Annotated in this window: 19 protein-coding genes; 9 read left to right on the top strand and 10 right to left on the bottom strand. The window is 67.1% G+C overall.

What is annotated here, in order from left to right; genetic code table 11:
* Positions 1 to 4: 4 nt before the first annotated feature.
* Complete coding sequence (locus B9Y82_RS17155; RefSeq protein ID WP_057501376.1) at positions 5 to 496, bottom strand: MarR family winged helix-turn-helix transcriptional regulator; 492 nt, start codon at positions 494 to 496, stop codon at positions 5 to 7.
* Positions 497 to 625: 129 nt separating this feature from the next.
* Here B9Y82_RS17155 and hppD point away from each other — a divergent pair, with 129 nt between their 5' ends.
* Positions 626 to 1738 (top strand): 4-hydroxyphenylpyruvate dioxygenase, encoded by a 1113-nt coding sequence (gene hppD, locus B9Y82_RS17150; protein WP_202908132.1) that lies wholly within the window; start codon positions 626 to 628, stop codon positions 1736 to 1738.
* A gap of 104 nt (positions 1739 to 1842) precedes the next feature.
* Positions 1843 to 3150 (top strand): homogentisate 1,2-dioxygenase, encoded by a 1308-nt coding sequence (gene hmgA, locus B9Y82_RS17145; protein ID WP_100474247.1) that lies wholly within the window; start codon positions 1843 to 1845, stop codon positions 3148 to 3150.
* Between the two features lie 134 nt (positions 3151 to 3284).
* Here the strand turns inward: hmgA and B9Y82_RS17140 are convergent, their stop codons facing one another.
* Positions 3285 to 3833 (bottom strand): hypothetical protein, encoded by a 549-nt coding sequence (locus B9Y82_RS17140; RefSeq protein ID WP_100474244.1) that lies wholly within the window; start codon positions 3831 to 3833, stop codon positions 3285 to 3287.
* 125 nt (positions 3834 to 3958) lie between these two features.
* On the opposite strand from B9Y82_RS17140, the gene B9Y82_RS17135 reads away from it, so the two are divergent.
* Both B9Y82_RS17135 and B9Y82_RS17130 read left to right on the top strand, forming a co-directional pair.
* Complete coding sequence (locus B9Y82_RS17135; RefSeq protein ID WP_100474240.1) at positions 3959 to 4612, top strand: hypothetical protein; 654 nt, start codon at positions 3959 to 3961, stop codon at positions 4610 to 4612.
* Positions 4613 to 4685: 73 nt separating this feature from the next.
* Entirely contained in the window at positions 4686 to 5651 is a 966-nt protein-coding gene (locus B9Y82_RS17130; protein ID WP_100474237.1) for a sodium:calcium antiporter, read from the top strand.
* 135 nt (positions 5652 to 5786) lie between these two features.
* Here B9Y82_RS17130 and B9Y82_RS17125 read toward each other — a convergent pair whose 3' ends face one another.
* From B9Y82_RS17125 to B9Y82_RS17090, 8 genes are all read right to left on the bottom strand, one after another.
* On the bottom strand, positions 5787 to 6176 hold the full coding sequence (locus tag B9Y82_RS17125; protein WP_100474234.1) for a Na+/H+ antiporter subunit G: 390 nt from the start codon (positions 6174 to 6176) through the stop codon (positions 5787 to 5789).
* Complete coding sequence (locus B9Y82_RS17120; RefSeq protein ID WP_005411334.1) at positions 6173 to 6457, bottom strand: K+/H+ antiporter subunit F; 285 nt, start codon at positions 6455 to 6457, stop codon at positions 6173 to 6175. Before B9Y82_RS17120 ends, B9Y82_RS17125 begins: the two co-directional genes overlap by 4 nt.
* Positions 6454 to 6960 (bottom strand): Na+/H+ antiporter subunit E, encoded by a 507-nt coding sequence (locus B9Y82_RS17115; protein WP_100474231.1) that lies wholly within the window; start codon positions 6958 to 6960, stop codon positions 6454 to 6456. Before B9Y82_RS17115 ends, B9Y82_RS17120 begins: the two co-directional genes overlap by 4 nt.
* Complete coding sequence (locus B9Y82_RS17110) at positions 6957 to 8492, bottom strand: monovalent cation/H+ antiporter subunit D (RefSeq protein WP_100474228.1); 1536 nt, start codon at positions 8490 to 8492, stop codon at positions 6957 to 6959. The genes B9Y82_RS17115 and B9Y82_RS17110 overlap by 4 nt, the downstream gene beginning before the upstream one ends.
* Positions 8489 to 8881, bottom strand: coding sequence for a Na+/H+ antiporter subunit C (locus tag B9Y82_RS17105; protein ID WP_049423184.1), 393 nt, complete (start codon positions 8879 to 8881; stop codon positions 8489 to 8491). The genes B9Y82_RS17110 and B9Y82_RS17105 overlap by 4 nt, the downstream gene beginning before the upstream one ends.
* Positions 8881 to 11709, bottom strand: a complete 2829-nt coding sequence (locus B9Y82_RS17100) for a monovalent cation/H+ antiporter subunit A (protein WP_100474225.1) — start codon at positions 11707 to 11709, stop codon at positions 8881 to 8883. Before B9Y82_RS17100 ends, B9Y82_RS17105 begins: the two co-directional genes overlap by 1 nt.
* A gap of 333 nt (positions 11710 to 12042) precedes the next feature.
* Positions 12043 to 12528: a DUF962 domain-containing protein gene (locus B9Y82_RS17095; protein WP_100474222.1), complete on the bottom strand. Its 486-nt coding sequence runs from the start codon at positions 12526 to 12528 to the stop codon at positions 12043 to 12045.
* 138 nt (positions 12529 to 12666) lie between these two features.
* Positions 12667 to 13593, bottom strand: a complete 927-nt coding sequence (locus tag B9Y82_RS17090) for a phosphoribosylaminoimidazolesuccinocarboxamide synthase (protein WP_162292088.1) — start codon at positions 13591 to 13593, stop codon at positions 12667 to 12669.
* Positions 13594 to 13737: 144 nt separating this feature from the next.
* Here B9Y82_RS17090 and B9Y82_RS17085 point away from each other — a divergent pair, with 144 nt between their 5' ends.
* The 5 genes from B9Y82_RS17085 to trpE all read left to right on the top strand — a co-directional run bounded on the left by B9Y82_RS17085 (position 13738) and on the right by trpE (position 18186).
* On the top strand, positions 13738 to 14067 hold the full coding sequence (locus B9Y82_RS17085) for a J domain-containing protein (RefSeq protein ID WP_005411327.1): 330 nt from the start codon (positions 13738 to 13740) through the stop codon (positions 14065 to 14067).
* Positions 14068 to 14097: 30 nt separating this feature from the next.
* Complete coding sequence (rpe, locus tag B9Y82_RS17080; protein WP_100474216.1) at positions 14098 to 14772, top strand: ribulose-phosphate 3-epimerase; 675 nt, start codon at positions 14098 to 14100, stop codon at positions 14770 to 14772.
* Between the two features lie 58 nt (positions 14773 to 14830).
* Positions 14831 to 15313: a GNAT family N-acetyltransferase gene (locus tag B9Y82_RS17075; RefSeq protein ID WP_100474213.1), complete on the top strand. Its 483-nt coding sequence runs from the start codon at positions 14831 to 14833 to the stop codon at positions 15311 to 15313.
* Positions 15314 to 15559: 246 nt separating this feature from the next.
* Entirely contained in the window at positions 15560 to 16513 is a 954-nt protein-coding gene (gene yegS / locus B9Y82_RS17070) for a lipid kinase YegS (protein WP_100474210.1), read from the top strand.
* A gap of 197 nt (positions 16514 to 16710) precedes the next feature.
* Entirely contained in the window at positions 16711 to 18186 is a 1476-nt protein-coding gene (gene trpE, locus B9Y82_RS17065) for an anthranilate synthase component I (RefSeq protein WP_049424043.1), read from the top strand.
* Positions 18187 to 18226: the final 40 nt, after the last annotated feature.

Genomic DNA, 18226 nt, shown 5'->3' with positions numbered 1-18226 from the left:
TTTCTCAGACCCCTTCGCCCATCCGCTCCAGCCCTTCCCCGGCCAGGCGCAGGATCAGTTTTTCCAGCACCTGCTCTTCCTCGTCGCTCAGCACCGACATCAGCTTGCGGGTGATCTCGATCACCATCGGCGCGATGGTCTCATACACCTCGAATCCGGCCGCCGACAGTGCCAGGACCGAGCGGCGGCGGTCGTCGCCGTGGGTCTCGCGCTTGATGAAGCCGCGCTCCAGCAGGCGGGCCACGGCGCGGCTGACCGCCACCTTGTCCATCGCCGTGCGGTCGGAGACCTCGCTGGCCGAGGAGCCCGGGTACAGCGCCAGGATGGTGATCACCCGCCACTCGGGAATCGCCAGGCCGTAACGATCGCCGTACAGCTTGGCGATGTTGCCGCTGACCCGGTTGGACAGCACGCTCAGCCGATACGGCAGGAACTGTTCCAGGTCGAGCAGGACGTGCGAGGCACGCAGGCGGGTCGAGGCGGGATCGGGGCTCATGTTGCGGTGCACCTTGCTGGTGGTTTCAAGTGTAACTATAAGGGGTGGGTCCAGACCCTGCATTCTCGCCGGGTCCCTACCTGCCCGCACCTGGTTTGTACCGATGCGGTACCGATTCGGAGCCACGCCATGAATACCGCAGTCCCGACCGCCTCGCATCCCAACCCCGGCATGCAGGTCACCACCTTCGAGAACCCGATGGGCATCGACGGCTTCGAGTTCGTCGAATTCGCGGCCCCGGCCGGCCGTGGCCAGGAGCTGCACGAGTACTTCCGGAAGATGGGCTTCAGCGCGGTGCTCAAGCACAAGCAGCGTCCGATTACCGTCTATCGCCAGGGCGACGTCAACTTCCTGGTCAATGAAGATCCGGATTCGTTCGCCTCGGACTTCGCCGAAAAGCATGGCCCGTGCGCCTGCGGCTTCGCCATCCGCTTCAAGAAGCCGGGCCAGGAGGTGTACCAGACCGCGCTGGGCAACGGCGCCGAAGCCATCACCTTCAAGCCGGACAGCAAGGCGGTCAGCGCGCCGGTCATCAAGGGCATTGGTGACTGCATGCTCTACCTGGTCGACCGCTACGGCAGCGCCGGCAGCATCTTCGACGGCGACTACGAGCCGATCGCAGGCGCCGACCTGCACCCGTTCGGCTTCGGCCTGACCTTCATCGACCACCTGACCCACAACCTGTACTTCGGCAACATGCAGCAGTGGTCGGACTACTACGAGCGTCTGTTCAACTTCCGCGAGATCCGCTACTTCGACATCAAGGGCCTGAAGACCGGCCTGGTGTCCAAGGCGATGACCGCGCCGGATGGCATCGTACGCATCCCGCTGAACGAATCGTCCGACCCGAAGAGCCAGATCAACGAGTACCTGGATGCCTACAAGGGCGAGGGCATCCAGCACATCGCCTGCTTCACCGAGAACATCTACGAAACCGTCGAAGCAATGCGCGCGCAGGGCGTGGACTTCCTCGACACGCCGGAGACCTACTTCGACGTGATCGACCAGCGTGTTCCGAACCACGGTGAAGACGTGCCGCGCCTGGCGAAGAACAAGATCCTGATCGACGCCGATCCGGAAACCCACCAGCGCAAGCTGCTGCAGATCTTCACCCAGAACTGCATCGGCCCGATCTTCTTCGAGATCATCCAGCGCAAGGGCAACGAAGGCTTCGGCGAAGGCAACTTCACCGCGCTGTTCGAGAGCATCGAGCGCGACCAGATCCGCCGCGGCGTGCTGTAAGGTCCTGGGCGGCGCCGGGGCATTCCCCGGCGCCTGCTTGCCTGTAGAGCCGAGCCATGCTCGGCTGCTTTCCGTTCCGGTCTCGCCGTCTTCCAGGAGCCCCCATGTCCACCGCCATCACCGCCCGCGGCTACCAGTCCGGTTTCGGCAACGAATTCGCCACCGAGGCCGTCCCCGGCGCGCTGCCGGTCGGGCAGAACTCGCCACAGAAGGTGGCCCACGGCCTGTACGCCGAGCAGTTGACTGGAACCGCCTTCACCGCGCCGCGCGGCAGCAATCGCCGTAGCTGGCTGTACCGGATCCGTCCGGCGGTGACCCATGGCGAGTTCACCCCGTTCGCGCAGTCGCAGCTGCAGTGTGATTTCGGCGCCCAGCCGGCTTCGCCGAACCAGCTGCGCTGGAGCCCGCTGCCGCTGCCGGAACTGCCGACCGACTTCGTCGAAGGCCTGTACACGATGGGGGGCAACGGCTCGCCCGATGCGCATGCCGGCGTGGGCATCCACCTCTACGCTGCCAACCGCGACATGGTCGGCCGCTACTTCTACGACGCCGACGGTGAACTGCTGATCGTCCCGCAGCTGGGCGCGCTGCGCCTGCTGACCGAGCTGGGCGTGGTCGAGATCGAGCCGCAGCAGATCGCGGTGATCCCGCGCGGCGTGCGGTTCCGCGTCGAATTGCCCGACGGCCCGAGCCGCGGCTACATCTGCGAAAACTACGGTGCGCTGCTGAAGCTGCCGGACCTCGGCCCGATTGGTTCCAATGGCCTGGCCAACCCGCGCGACTTCGAGACCCCGCACGCGGCGTTCGAGGATATCGATGGCGATTTCGAGCTCATCGCCAAGTTCGACGGCCGCCTGTGGCGTGCACCCATCGACCACTCGCCGCTGGACGTGGTGGCCTGGCACGGCAATTACGCGCCATACCGGTATGACCTGCGCCGCTTCAACACCATCGGTTCGATCAGCTACGACCATCCGGATCCGTCGATCTTCCTGGTACTGCATTCGCCCAGCGACACGCCGGGGACCAGCAACATGGACTTCGCGATCTTCCCGCCGCGCTGGCTGGTGGCGCAGAACACCTTCCGCCCGCCGTGGTTCCACCGCAACATCGCCAGCGAGTTCATGGGCCTGGTGCATGGGGCCTACGATGCCAAGGCCGAAGGCTTCGTGCCGGGCGGCGCATCGCTGCACAACTGCATGAGCGGCCACGGCCCGGATGCCCCGACCTTCGACAAGGCATCCAATGCAGACCTGTCCAAGGCGGACGTGATCAAGGACACGATGGCCTTCATGTTCGAGACCCGCGCGGTGATCCGCCCAAGCGCGCAGGCCTTGGCTGCCGGCCATCGCCAGGGCGACTATCAGCAGTGCTGGAATGGCCTGCGCAACAACTTCCGGTCGTCCCGCTAGCTGGGTGGATGCCGACCGTTGGTCGGCACGGATCCTGACCGTATCCACGCATGGTGTGGATCTACCGGAGAGCGGTCGGGATGTGGAGCCGTAGATCCACGCCATGCGTGGATGATGACCGCCGGAACCTGCGCTTACGCCACTTCGGCGAACGCGTCGCAATGCTCCAGCGGCAGCGCTTCCAGCAGGCGCTGCCGCACGCGCTGGCAATAGCCCTCCGAGGTCAGCCCGGGCAGCATCTGCATCGCCGACTGCAGCCGCTGCAGCACCTCTTCCTCTGCACGCGCCTGTTGCAGGTCGCGGAACAGCGCTGCCGCCTGCGGGTGGCGCTGCATTTCCAGGATGCCCAGCACATAGATGCGCGCGGCCACCAGCGAGCGGCGGCGTTCGACGGCTGTGCCCGGGGGGGCAGCGGGCGCCGCGGCGGGTACTGCGGGCTGCAGCGGCTCTACCGCGGCAGCCAGCGACGGCGGAGGGGCTGTGGCACCGGTACCGGTGCTCAGGTAGCCGGCCTGCACCAGCTGGATGACCATCGCCGGAGCCTCGGGACCGAGCAGCCCGGTCAGGTCGGCGATGCTGCGTTGGCCATCGCACAGGATCAGCAACCGGCGCTGGCGCATGTCCAGCGGCGCGCGGTGGGCCTGCAGCGCGGTTCGGGCGAGATCGGTCTTGCGCGGTTGCATGGAAGGGACAGCCAAGTCGGTGCACGCCGAGCCTGAACGAAGGCGATGAAACGGCGATGACAATGCAGCGCCTGCACACGGGATGGGCTAGCGTGCAGCCACCTTCGTGCCAGGGAACCGCATCGATGAAGCACCTTCCGCTTGCTGGTCTGCTGCTGCTTTCGCTCACCGCCTGCGGCGGCCATGACAAACAGGGGGCAGCCGGCAGTGGCAGCGACACCCCGGCCGAAACCGCTTCGGCAACGGGGCCCGCGCAGTCGACGGATCCTGATCTGGCAGCCCGTCCAGCCGATGACCGCCGCGAAGACAGTCCCGCGCGCCTGGATGGCTTCGCCGGTGCAAAGCTGGGCGCTGGTATCGCCGAGGTCCGCAGCGGCTTTGGCACACCGTTGCAGGGGCTGGGCACCGACGCCAGCGGCAAGCCGCTGCCGGCCGACGACGGCAATGACGGCTGCTACGTCCTGCGCCCGCGGGACGCCGAAGACCCGCGCCTGATGATCGAAGGCCGCAAGCTGGTGCGATACGACGTGCGCAGCGCGGACATTGCCGCACCGGGTGGCGGCAGGGTCGGCATGACCCTGGGCGAGCTGCAGGTGCTGTACCCCGAGCGCGGCGACGTCGGCCCCGACAAGTACGACGAAAAGGCCCAGCACCTGCGCGTGCGTCCGGCGCAGGAGGGTGGGGCGGTGATCGATTTCGCGCTCGGTGCCGATGGCCGGGTGGGTGCCTGGCGCGTCGGGCAGACCCCGCAGGTCGATTATGTGGAGGGCTGCGGCTGATCCTTGATCCACGGCCCAGCCATGCGCGCGGGGCCAGCGTAGAATCGCGCCACGACCGCTGGGGGAGTGCTCGATGATCACCATTGCCATTGCCTGGTTCCTGCTCGGCCTGCTGTTGCTGGCGCTGGGTGGGGACTCCATCGTCAAGGCCGTGTCCGGCCTGGCCCAGCGCTTCGGGGCCAGCCCGTTCACTGCAGGGCTGTTGCTGCTCGGGGTGGCCACCTCGTTGCCGGAACTTGCCGTCAACGCGCGCGCGCTGGCAGTCGGCCAGCCGGAGCTGGCACTGGGCAATGCGGTCGGCAGCAGCATCGTCAACCTGGGCTTGACTCTGGCGGTGGCGGCGATTGCCGCGCCCCTGCTGCTGCGCGCGCGCCTGCAGACGGTGCTGTGGTGGTCGCTGCTGGCGGCCGGCGTCCTGCTGATCCTGTTCGGTCTTGATGGTGGCCTGGCGCGCTGGGAGGGCGGCGTGCTGGTGGCCGGCTTCATCGTCGTGCAGGTACTGCTGCTGCGCCGCGGCCGTGTTGAGAGCGCCGAGGTGCAGGCGGCCATCGCCGAATCCGCGCTGAGCCGCACCAGTCTGCCGTTGAACATACTGCGGGTGCTGATTGCCGCGCTGGCACTGTACTGGGGCGCGCGGCTGGTGGTGGGTGCCGCAGCGGACTTCGGCGCGGCATTGGGCTGGACGCCGCTGCTGGTCGGCCTGCTGCCGGTGGCGATCGGCACTGCACTGCCGGAGGTGGCCACGGCCATCGCCGCCGCGCGTCGCGGTCATGGCGACATGGTGCTGGGCCACGTGCTGGGCTCCAGCGTGGTCAACCTGCTGCTGGTGATCGGTGCGATGGCGCTGCTGCAGCCGCTGGCGTTGCCGGCCTCGTTCGTGCGCCTGGAACTGCCGGCGCTGCTGGCGTTCGCGCTGGTGCTGTACCCGATGCTGCGCGGCGACCTGAAGATCAACCGTGGCGAAGGCGGCATCCTGCTGGTCGCGTTCGTCGGCTGGTTCGTGCTGGAACTGCTGCTGGTGGGCGCACCGGCGTTGTAGATCCACGCCATGCGTGGATGCGGTTGATTTCGTGCCGACCCACGGTCGGCACCCACCACCGATCATCCGGTGGATGCCAACCTTGGTTGGCACTTGGGGAAACGAAGCGCCGACCAAGGTCGGCCTCAACCGGATTTACCGGTTCTGCGAGGTCTCTTCTTCCCGCACCGGTTCCGGCGGCGGCAACTGCTCCTCGGCGGCCGGTTCGTTGCCCGGCAGGCTGGGGCGGGTTTCCATCAGCAGCGACAGTGCGGCCTTGGCCATCATGTGGGCGCTGATCGGCGCGGTGATGAACAGGAACACGGTGATCAGCAGCTCGCGCGGCTGCGGGTCCTGGCCCAGGAAGATGTGGTAGCACACCGAACACACCAGCACACAGCCCACGCCCAGCGTGCTGGCCTTGGTCGGTGCATGCAGGCGCTTGAAGAAGGTGGACAGCTTCACCAGCCCCAGTGCGCCGACCAGGATGAAGAAGCAGCCGAACAGCAGCAGGATCGACAGGCCGATCTGGATCGCGGTGATCATTCGACGATGTCCCGGCGCAGCACGAACTTGCTCAGCACCACGGTGCTGCCGAAGCCCAGCATGGCAATGATCAACGCGGCCTCGAAGTAGATCGGCGAGTTGAGGTACATGCCGAACAACATCAGTTCGGCGATCGCGGTCACCGACAGGGTATCCAGTGCGAGGATGCGGTCGGGCACGGTCGGCCCGCGCAGCAGGCGCCAGGTGGCCAGCAGCATGGCCAGGCCGACCACGTGCATGCACACCACCAGGGTGGTCTGGATGACTTCAAAACCGGTCATGGGAAGATCTCCATCAACGGCGCCTCGTAACGGCGCTTGATCGTATCGATCAGGTCCTGCGGGTCCTCCAGGTGCAGCACGTGCACCAGCAGGAACTTGCGGTCGTCGCTGAGCGCGGCCGAGACCGTGCCCGGGGTCAGGGTGATCATGCTGGTCAGCGCGGCGATGCCGTGGATGTTGGCGATGTCCAGCGGCAGCCAGATGAAGCCCGGGTGGATGTTCTTCTCCGGGCCGAGCACCTGGAGCGCGACGCGGATGTTGGACATCAGGATGTCCCACAGGGTCACGCACAGCAGCTTCGGCAACGGGCGCAGGGTGCCGATGCGGGCGAACTCGCGGTCCAGGCGTGCGGCGAACAGCGGCACCACTACACCCAGCAGCAGCCCCAGCACGATCTGGCCGAGGGTGAAGCTGTCGGACATCAGCAGCCAGAACGCCACCACCATGATGCTGAGCATCGGCGAGGGAATGATGCGGCGGAACAGGGAGCGCTGGGCGGTCATGGCTGGCGGATCTCCGGCGTGGTCGCACGCAGCTGCTGCACATACTCGCTGGGGTGCAGCAGCTGTGCGGCGGTGGCGTCGGTGTAGCGCATCAGCGGTGCGGCAGCCAGGGTCATGCCGATGCCATAGGCCAGCAGCAGGCACGCGGCATACAGCTCGACCCGGCGCAGGCGGGCCTTGCGCGGTTTCGGGGCATCGGCTTCCACCGGCGGCACACGCCAGAACAGGCGGATGCCACCGCGGGTCAGGCCCATGATCACCAGCAGGCTGCTGACCAGCACGGCGGTCCAGACCGGGCCGGTGTACTGCGCCGGCATGCCGGCCAGCAGCGCGGTCTTGGCCAGGAAGCCGGACAATGGCGGCAGGCCCGCCACCGACACTGCGCCGATCAGGAACAGCACGGCCGGGGTCTCCTTGCCCGGCATCGGCGCGACCACTTCCTTGCGGTCGCTGGCACCGCCACGACGGCGGCGGATCAGATCGGCGATGAGGAACAGCGCAGCGGCCACGAAGCTGCTGTGCGGCAGGTAGTACAGGCCGGCCGAGAGCACCTGCGGCGTGCCCACCGAGAAGGCGATGAACAGGGTGGCTGCCGACACGATCACCAGGTACGAGATCAGCACGCGCAGGCGGGTTGCGGCCAGGGCACCCAGGCCACCCAGCACCAGCGTCGCCACGCCGGCCCACAGCAGCCAGTCGCGGCCATAGCCGGCCATCGCACCGGCATCGTCGCCGAACCACAGCATCTGGATGCGCAGCACCGAGTACAGGCCGACCTTGGTCATGATCGCGAACAGTGCAGCGACGGCCGCCGGTGCGCGCGAATAGGCTTCCGGCAGCCACAGGTACAGCGGCATCAGCGCGGCCTTGGCGCAGAACACCAGCAGCAACAGGCCCATCGTCGCCTTCACCAGGGTCAACTGCGCCGGCGGCACCTCGGCGATGCGCTGCGACAGCTCGGCCATGTTCAGCGAGCCCAGCGAGGCGTACAGCAGGCCCAGTGCGATCAGGAACAGGGTCGAGGCGGTGACGTTGAACACCACGTAGTGCAGGCCAATGCGCATGCGCAGGCCACGGCCGCCGCTGAGCAGCAGGCCGTAGGAGGCGATCAGCATCACCTCGAAGAACACGAACAGGTTGAAGATATCGCCAGTCAGGAACGCACCGTTGAGGCCGACCAGCTGGAACTGGAACAGCGCATGGAAATGCGGTGCGCGCCGGTCCCAGCCCGAGCAGGCATGCAGCAGGCAGGGAATGGCCAGCAACAGGGTGGTCAGCAGCATCCATGCCGACAGCCGGTCGGCCACCAGTGCAATGCCCAGCCGCGACGGCCAGTCGCCGAGCAGGTAGACGTTGATGTCACCGCTGGCGGTGGAGGCAAACAGCAGGCCCACCGCCAGCGCCAGCGCCGACAGTGCGGTCCAGGCCACCGCGCGCTGCACCCTGGGGCCATAGCGGCGGTGTTCGACGAACAGCGACAGCGCGGCGCCCAGCAGCGGAATCAGGATCGGCAGGATCACCAGGTGGTTCATGCGCGGTCCTCGCCCTGGCGCGGCGGCACGCCCTCATCCTGCAGGTCGTCATCCGGCTCGTGGGCGTCCACATGGTCGCTGTGGTTGTCGCTGCGGCTGCGCATGGCCAGCACGATGCTCACCGCCGTCATCGCGAAGGCGATCACGATCGCGGTCAGCACCAGCGCCTGCGGCAGCGGGTCGGTGTAGTTGCCGAGGTGGCTGTCCACGCCCTCCTGCAGCACAGGCGCCTTGCCCAGCACCACGCGGCCGCCAGCGAAGATCAGCAGGTTGGTCGCATAGGACAGGAAGGTCATGCCGAGGATCACGTCGAAGCTGCGCGCGCGCAGCAGCAGGTAGATGCCGATGGCGGTCAGCACGCCGATCGCGGTCGCCAGGGCCAGTTCCATCAGTGCATCTCCCCGGTGCGGGCCGAACGGCGTTGCAGGTCGATCTCGCCCTTGCGGGCGGTACGGGTGCGTGAGGGCTTGATCGTGCCCATCATCGACAGCATCAGCATGGCGCCGCCGAATACCACCAGATACACGCCGATATCGAAGCCGATGGCGCTGGCCAGAGGGACCTCGCCGATCAGCGGCAGGTGCAGGTCGAGATGGCCGCTGGTCAGGAAGGGCACGCCGAACAGCATCGATGCACTGCCGCTGAGAATGGCGATCAGCAGGCCCATGCCGATGCAGCGGATGTAGTCGAAGCCGAAGCGCGATTCCACCGATGCAGTGCCCTGGATCACGTACTGGATCAGCAGCGGTACCGCCAGCACCAGGCCGGCGATGAAGCCACCGCCCGGGGCATTGTGGCCGCGCAGGAACAGGAAGATCGACACGGTCAGGGTCAGCGGGAACATGATCTGCGCCAGGTCGGCCGGTACCGGCAGCTTGATCGGCGGGCCGGGCATGATCTGCTCCGGTGCCATCCGCGTGCGCCGCAGCAGGGCATGCACCACCAGCGCGGCGATGCCGAACACGGTGATCTCGCCAAAGGTATCGAAGCCGCGGAAGTCGACCAGGATCACGTTGACCACGTTCTGGCCATAGGCCTCGGGCAGGGCACGGGCGAGCAGCTCGCCGGCCATGGTGTTTGGCGGCAGGGTCATCGCGGAATAGGCCAGTGCGCCAAGCCCGGCACCGGCGATGATCGCGATCACTGCGTCACGGCGCTTGCGCCAGCGCGGCCGCTCCGGCCCGGACTGCGCCGGCAGGTAGTTCATGCCCAGCAGCATCAGTACCAGGGTCACCATCTCCACCAGCAGCTGGGTCAGGGCCAGGTCGGGCGCGGACAGGAACACGAAGGTCAGCGCCACCATCAGGCCGACGCCGCCGACCAGCAGCACCGCCAGCAGGCGCTGCTTGTAGATGCGCAGGGTGGCGACCGCGCAGGCCATCATCACCAGCCACAGTGCCCAGCCCAGCAGCGGAATCGGCTGCGGCGCGGTCCAGTCCGGCGAGGCCGGGTTGGCTACGAACGGCGCGGCGGCGACCACGATCGCCACCAGCACCAGGCCCAGCAGCATGCGCTGCAGGCTGCCATTGGCGATGCCGTTGGTCAGGCGCATGGCCAGCGCGGAAACCGCATCCAGCTGCGCATGGAATACGTTGCGACCGGTGCTGACGTTGGTTACGTCGTGCAGGTTGATCAGCTTGCGCAGCCCGAAGTACAGCACCACGCCCCCGACCACGCCCATCGCGCTCATCGCCAGCGGCAGGTTGAAGCCGTGCCACACCGCCAGGCTGTACTCGGGCATCGCCGGGCCGAGGATCGACGCCGCGGCGGCATGCAGCACCGGTGCCACCGTCAGCGCCGGGGCCACGCCCACCGCCACGCAGATCACCACCAGCAGTTCCACCGGCACCTTCATCCAGCGCGGCGGCTCATGCGGCACGCGGTCCAGATCGTGCGGGCCGGGGCCGAAGAAGGTGTCGTGCACGAAGCGCAGGCTGTAGGCCACGCCGAACACACCGGCCAGCAGCGCGGCGATCGACACGGCCGCGCGCATGATGCCCGGTCCGCCCGCGGTAATGGCTTCGGCGAACAGCATTTCCTTGGACAGGAACCCGTTGAGCAGCGGGATGCCGGCCATCGCCAGCGAGGCGATGATCGCCAGCGCGCTGGTGAACGGCATCAGCCTGCGCAGCCCCCCCAGCTTGCGCATGTCACGGGTGCCGGTCTCGTGGTCGATGATGCCGGCGGCCATGAACAGCGAGGCCTTGAAGGTGGCGTGGTTGAGGATGTGGAACACGCCGGCGACCACCGCCATCGGCGTGGACAGCCCGAACAGCAGGGTGATCAGGCCCAGGTGGGAAATGGTCGAGTACGCCAGCAGGCCCTTCAGGTCATGCTGGAAGATCGCGTTCCAGGCGCCGATCAGCAGGGTCAGCGCGCCGATACCGCTGACCGTATAGAAGAACAGATCGCTGCCGGCCAGTGCCGGATGCAGCCGCGCCAGCAGGAACACGCCGGCCTTCACCATGGTGGCCGAGTGCAGGTAGGCCGATACCGGGGTCGGCGCCGCCATCGCGTGCGGCAGCCAGAAGTGGAACGGGAACTGCGCGCTCTTGGTGAAGATGCCGGCCAGCACCAGGAACAGGGCGTACGGGTACAGCGCGCTGGCGCGGATCTGCTCGCCGGCGGCCAGCACCACGTCCAGGTCGAAGCTGCCGACGATGCGGCCGATCAGCAGCACGCCACCGAGCAGGGCCAGGCCGCCGCCGCCGGTGATCACCAGCGCCATGCGTGCGCCTTCGCGGGCATCCTGGCGGTGTGACCAGAAGCCGATCAGCAGGAACGAGCTGATGCTGGTCATTTCCCAGAAGATCATCAGCAACAGCAGGTTGCCCGACAGCACCATGCCCAGCATGGCGCCCATGAACAGCAGCAGATAGCAGTAGAACCGGTGCGCGTTGTCCTGCTGGCTCAGGTAGTAGCGCGCATACAACACCACCAGCGCGCCGATGCCGAGCACCAGCCCGGCGAACATCCAGGCCAGCCCGTCCAGGCGCAGGGTGAAGTCCAGCCCGATCTGCGGCAGCCAGGGCACCAGGGTGCGGACCACCTGGTCATCGAGTACGGACGGGGTCAGCCAGCCGAGGATGGCCAGCCCACCCAACGGCGCCAGCGCCGCCAGCCAGGCAGCAGTCGAGCGCGAACTACGGGGGAAGGCCGCAACAGCCGCTGCCATCAGGAACGGCAGGGCCAGCAGCAGGGGCAGGCTGGGGAGCATGCAGGGAATCCATGATTCACGAGCAGGTCAGGGAGGATAACAGGCTGCGAAATGTCGCCGAAACCCATCGAACAGCGATCAATTGCATGTAACGTTCGCTGATTCATTTTTTCTGCGGCGCAACATCACGTTCCCGCATCACTTCCCTGGTTGCCCTCAGGGGACACCCTACGCCCACGCAGGGAGACCGCAGGCCCTGTCGCACAGGGGCTGCCGTAGACGGGCGGGCGATGGGGAGCGGATCACCGGCGCAGGCTCGCAGGGGTGCCGTGGACTACGGGTGACGGAATCCGCCCGTTCAGGAAACGACGGTCGCTGTCGGCCACCACCAGGTCAGTAGCGCCAGTCGAGCTTGCGGTAGACCTTGGCCATCACCCAGGCCGGGCCGATCAGCAGGTAGGTCAGGTCGGTCAGGAAGCTGGGCTTGCGGCCCTCGAACGTGTGGCCGATGAACTGCGCGATCCAGGCCACCACGAACACGCCCACCGCCAGCCAGCGCAGGGCCTGCAGGCCGATCTCGGCCTCCAGCAGCCGGCACAGGCAGCCGAACACGAAGAACTGGATGAGCATGCCGATGCCCAGCGGGCGCGACAGCTTGTTGTAGAAGCACCAGGCGCTGAACATCGCGAACGCCGACCAGATGCCGTACTGGAACCAGGTGATCAGCGGCGGCAGGCACCACAGCAGGGCCACCACCGACCACAGGATCGCCGGTACCGCCACCACGTGGATGCGCTGGTTGATCACATTGCGGTGGTCGTCGGAGTAGCTGGCGAAATAGCGGTCGATCGGCCGCGCAAGCTCGGTGGAGGTCTGCATGCGGCCAGCATACTCCCGCCGGGGCCCGTCAGTAGAGCCAGGCCATGCCTGGCTGCAGGTTCACGGGGTTGCCGGCCAGCGGCCGGCACTACCGCATTCAGGACGCCCCCCCGCCTTTCCGGCCGGGGGCGCAGGGGATCAGTCGACGCTGATCCCGGCCAGGCGCTGCAGCGCCTCGGCGTACTTGGCGCGGGTGCGCTCGATGATCTCGGCCGGGATGCCCGGGCCCGGGGCGGTCTTGCCCCAGTCCAGCGTCTCCAGGTAATCGCGCACGAACTGCTTGTCGTAGCTCGGCGGGCTAGTGCCCACTTCGTACTCGTCGGCCGGCCAGTAACGCGAGGAGTCCGGCGTCAGCATCTCGTCCATGATGTACAGGCGGCCATCGGCATCGGTACCGAATTCGAATTTGGTATCGGCCAGGATGATGCCGCGCTCGCGGGCGTAATCGGCCGCGAACTTGTAGATGCGCAGGGTGGCATCGCGCACGCGCTCGGCCAACTCGGCGCCGACCTGCTTCACCATCGCATCGAAGTCGATGTTCTCGTCGTGGTCGCCGACAGCGGCCTTGGTCGAGGGGGTGAAGATCGGCTCGGGCAGCTGCTCGGCCTGGCGCAGGCCGTCGGGCAGGTCGATGCCACTGACCTTGCCGGTGCGCTGGTAGTCCTTCCAGCCGCTTCCGATCAGGTAGCCGCGGGCGATCGCTTCCACCGGCACTGGCTTCAGCTTGCGGGTGACCACCGCGCGCTTGGCGTACAGGGCCGGGTCCACGCCTTCGGGCAGCACGCTGGCCACGTCGATGCCGGTCAGGTGGTTGGGCATCAGGTGCGCGGTCTTGGCGAACCAGAAATTGGAGACCTGGCAGAGCATCTCGCCCTTGCCCGGGATCGGGTCGGGCAGGACCACGTCGAACGCCGACAGGCGATCGGTGGCCACCATCAGCAGGTACTCGCCCGGCGGGGTTCCGGCGGGCAGCCGCTCGCGCGGGATATCGAACACATCACGCACCTTGCCGCGATGGCGCAAGGGCAGGCCGGGGAGATCGGATTGCAACAGCGTGGTTGGCACGGGCACTCCTGGGGCGTTGTCGATACGGCTGCTGCCCAACGGACCCGGCGGGCCCGCTGACCAGCGGGCGGCCTAGTGTAAAGCGGTCCGGGCCCGCTGTGACGTAAAATGAGCGTCCATTTCGTCGGTCGACCCCGGAGCGCCATGCGCTGGTACGGAAAACTGCTCGGATTCATCGCCGGCGCCCTGCTGTTCCGGCCCAATCCGCTGTTCGGCGCGGTGGTCGGCCTGTTGATCGGCCACGCCTTCGATTCGGACTGGTTCCGCCTGAACAAGGAGAACCCGTACCGGGAGCTGGGGCTGACCTCCGAGGCCACCGATGCCGAGGTCGAGCGCGCCTATCGCAAGTTGATCTCGCAGTACCACCCCGACAAGCTTGGCGGCGCCGCCCCCGAGCTGCAGCAGCAGGCCGAGCAGAAGTCGCGGCGGATCAATGCCGCCTACGACCGCATCAAGACCCTGCGCAAGCGCTGACCCCCTTTCCCCTCGTAGCAAGGCCCGGCCATGTCCCACTGCCTCATCGCCCCCTCCATCCTGTCCGCCAACTTCGCCCGCCTCGGCGAGGAAGTCGACAACGTCCTCGCCGCCGGCGCGGACTGGGTCCACTTCGACGTGATGGACAACCACTACGTGCCGAACCTGACCATCGGCCCGATGGTGTGCCAGGCGCTGCGCAAGCACGGCGTAACCGCACCGATCGACGTGCACCTGATGGTCGAGCCGGTGGACCGCATCATCCCGGACTTCGCCGAAGCCGGTGCCACCTACATCAGCTTCCACCCGGAGGCCAGCCGCCACGTGCACCGCACCATCCAGCTGATCCGCTCGCTGGGCTGCAAGCCGGGCATCGTGCTCAATCCGGCCACCCCGGTGGACATTCTCGACTGGGTGCTGGATGACCTGGACCTGGTGCTGCTGATGTCGGTCAACCCGGGCTTCGGTGGCCAGGCCTTCATTCCCTCGGCGCTGGACAAGCTGAAAGTGGTGCGCAAGATGATCGATGCCAGCGGCAAGGACATCCGCCTCGAGATCGACGGCGGCGTGAAGGCCGACAACATCGGCGAGATCGCGGCCGCCGGCGCCGACACCTTCGTCGCTGGCTCGGCCATCTTCAATGCCAAGACCAGCTACCAGGACGTGATCGCGCAGATGCGCGCCAACGTTGCTGCAACCCGCTGACAAAAACGGGAGGAAGGGGATTAAGCTCGCCGGATCCCCTCCTTCCCCGTTTGCGCACATGTCACTGCTGAACATCCGCCCGGCCACTGTGGCCGATGCTGGCCTGATCCTGCATTTCATCCGCGAACTGGCCATCTACGAGAAGGCCGAGCAGTCGGTGCAGACCGACGAGATCGGCATCGCCGAAAGCCTGTTCGGCACCGATGCCACGGCGCGCGCGCTGATCTGCGAAGCCGACGGTGAAGCGATCGGCTATGCGGTGTACTTCTACAACTACTCCACCTGGCTGGGCCGCAAGGGCATCTACCTGGAAGACCTGTACGTCAGCCAGGAAAAGCGCGGCGCCGGTGCCGGCAAGGCGCTGTTGAAGTACATCGCGCGCCAGGCCGTGGCCGAAGGCTGCGGCCGCTTCGAATGGTCGGTGCTGGACTGGAACACCCCGGCCATCGAGTTCTACACCGCTGCTGGCGCCACGCCCCAGGATGAGTGGACCGTGTACCGGTTGCAGGGGCAGGCGCTGCACGATTTCGCCAACGGTTGAGGCGCATGGTGGGTGCGAACCCAACCGGGTGGGTGCGGACCTTGGTTCGCACTCCCAGCGCACCAAAAAAAAGCCACGCCAATCACTGGCGTGGCCTCGCTGCATGCGTGGGAGGCTGATCCTGCCTCCATCCGTCGTCCCTGCTATGGCCTTCCATTCTCCGGTAGCTGAATGACACCTGCGTGACATTCACTGCGGACAGACAGCGCATTGCTAGCCTGTCCGCCCCCGACCTGGAAGCACCGCATGACCACCCCGCGCTGGCGCCTGATCCTCAACGGAAAATCCGCAGGCAATGACGAGCTGCGCGACGCCGTCGGCCACTGGCGCGGGCAGGGCGTGCAGCTGGACGTGCGGGTGACCTGGGAGGACGGTGACGCGGAGCGCTACGTGGCCGAGGCCATCGATCATGGCGTGGACGTGATCGTCGCTGCCGGTGGTGATGGCACGCTCAGTGCCGTGGCGGAGACGCTGGCGCACCGCGAGGAAGCAGCCGATGCGCTGCCATCGCTGGCACTGGTCCCGATGGGGACCGCCAACGATTTCGCCACCTCGGCTGGCATCCCGACCGCGCCGCAGGAGGCCTTTGCATTGATCGCGCAGGCCCTGCCGCATGCCATCGATCTGCTGCGCGTGGACGCCGATGGCGTGCAATGGTGGTGCGCCAATCTCGCCAGCGGTGGCTTCGGCACGCAGGTGACGGTGGAGACCGATGCCGGCTTGAAGAAGATGCTGGGTGGGCTGGCCTACGTCATCACCGGTATCGCCAAGCTCGGGAGGATCGAGCCGATCAGCGCGCGCCTGTCGGGCCCGGACTTCGCGTGGGAGGGTGACTTCATCGCGCTCGGCATCGGCAACGGCCGCCAGGCCGGCGGTGGCCAGCAGTTGTGTCCGCAGGCACTGATCGACGATGGCCTGCTGGACGTGACGGTGCTTCCGGAGCTGGAAGGTGAAGTCACCGCCACGCTCGGCCAGATGCTGAAGTCCGGCACCCAGGCTGCACTCGAACAGCTGGCCACGCGCGCGCGGCTGCCGTGGCTGCAGGTGGAATCCGAGCGCCCGTTGACGCTCAACCTGGATGGCGAGCCGGTGCAGGCCCGCCACTTCCGCATCGAGTGCGTGCCGGGCAGGGTGAGGATGCACCTGCCGGCCGGCTGCCCGTTGCTGGCCGGTGCATCCGCCGCGAGCGCCAAGGCGTAGCGGCGCTGTCCGTAGTCGTCCCGGGCGTCGCGTGGTTCAGTTTCACAGGGTTCCCCTCCCGTCCAAGCTGCGATACAGTCAAGGGGTGTCCAGCCTGACGACCCCGCATACCCTTTCTTCCGCACGCCGTTGGTGGCGATGGTGGCCCGTTGCCGTCGTCCGCCCCCATAACGCTGTGTCCCGGAAGGAAAGTCGTCTTGAACTCGCACGCTCAGTTTCAGCTGCAGGCCGCTGAAGGCCACACCCATATTCCCGTCGTCCGTGAAGTGCTGTCCGACCTGGACACGCCGCTTTCGGTCTACCTGAAGCTCGCCGACGGCCCCAATACCTACCTGTTTGAATCCGTCGAAGGCGGCGAGCGCTTTGGTCGTTACTCGATCATCGGCCTGCCGGCGCGCCGCGTGTACGCCTTCCACGGCCACACCCTGACCGTGCGCGAGGATGGGCAGGTGGTGGACACCCGCGAGGTGGCCGACCCCTTCGCCGAGGTCGAGGCGCTGCGCAGCGCCCACTCCGTGCCCAAGCTGGAAGGCCTGCCGGGCTTCACCGGCGGCCTGGTCGGCTGGTTCGGTTTCGAGTGCATCGGCTACATCGAGCCGCGCCTGGCCCCGCCGGCCGGCCGCGATGAGCTGGGTACGCCGGACATCCTGTTGCTGGACTCCAACGAGCTGGCGGTGTTCGACAACCTCAAGGGCCGCCTGTACCTGATCGTGCACGCCGACCCGCGCGTCGAGGGTGCGTTCGAGCAGGCGCAGGCGCGCCTGGATGCGTTGACCGCCAAGCTGCGTGCACCGGGTGCCGGTTATCCCGCCCCGCTCAACAGCGACGTGCTGGACGAGTCCGATTTCGTTTCCGGTTTCACCCGCGAAGGCTTCGTCGATGCGGTCCAGCGCAGCAAGGAATACATCCGCGCCGGTGACATCTTCCAGGTGGTGCTGAGCCAGCGCCTGAGCGTGCCGTTCAAGGCGCGCCCGGTGGATGTGTACCGTGCGCTGCGTGCATTGAATCCGTCGCCGTACATGTATTTCCTTGATGTCGGCGACCTGCAGGTGGTCGGTTCGTCGCCGGAGATCCTGGTGCGCTTGCAGGACGGCGAAGTCACCGTGCGCCCGATCGCCGGTACCCGCCCGCGCGGTGCCACCGTCGAGCAGGACCTGGCGCTGGAAGCCGAACTGCTGGCCGATCCGAAGGAACGCGCCGAGCACCTGATGCTGATCGACCTCGGCCGCAACGACGCCGGCCGCGTATCGAAGGCCGGCACCGTGGAAGTGGGCGAGCAGTTCGTGATCGAACGCTACAGCCACGTCATGCACATCGTCAGCGAAGTGACCGGGCAGCTGCAGCCGGGCCTGAGCTATGCCGACGTGCTGCGTGCCACCTTCCCGGCGGGTACGGTCAGCGGTGCGCCGAAGATCCGCGCGCTGGAAGTGATCCGCGAGCTGGAACCGATCAAGCGCAATGTCTACGCCGGCAGCATCGGCTACATCGGCTGGCATGGCGATGCCGATACCGCGATCGCGATCCGCACTGCGGTGATCAAGGATGGCCGCCTGTATGTGCAGGCCGGCGCCGGCATCGTTTACGACTCGGACCCGGACAAGGAATGGGACGAGACGATGAACAAGGGCCGCGCGCTGTTCCGTGCCGTCGCCCAGGCCGCCAAGGGCCTGTGATTCTCCCCGTGCCGTGGCCTGCGCCGCGGCACCTTCCGCT

Origin of the sequence: Stenotrophomonas maltophilia (assembly GCF_002799155.1) — a bacterium.
GTDB classification, from domain to species: Bacteria; Pseudomonadota; Gammaproteobacteria; order Xanthomonadales; family Xanthomonadaceae; genus Stenotrophomonas; species Stenotrophomonas maltophilia_R.
The sequence above is the reverse complement of the archived record's forward strand: the minus strand, read 5'-3'. Positions and strand labels throughout refer to the sequence as shown.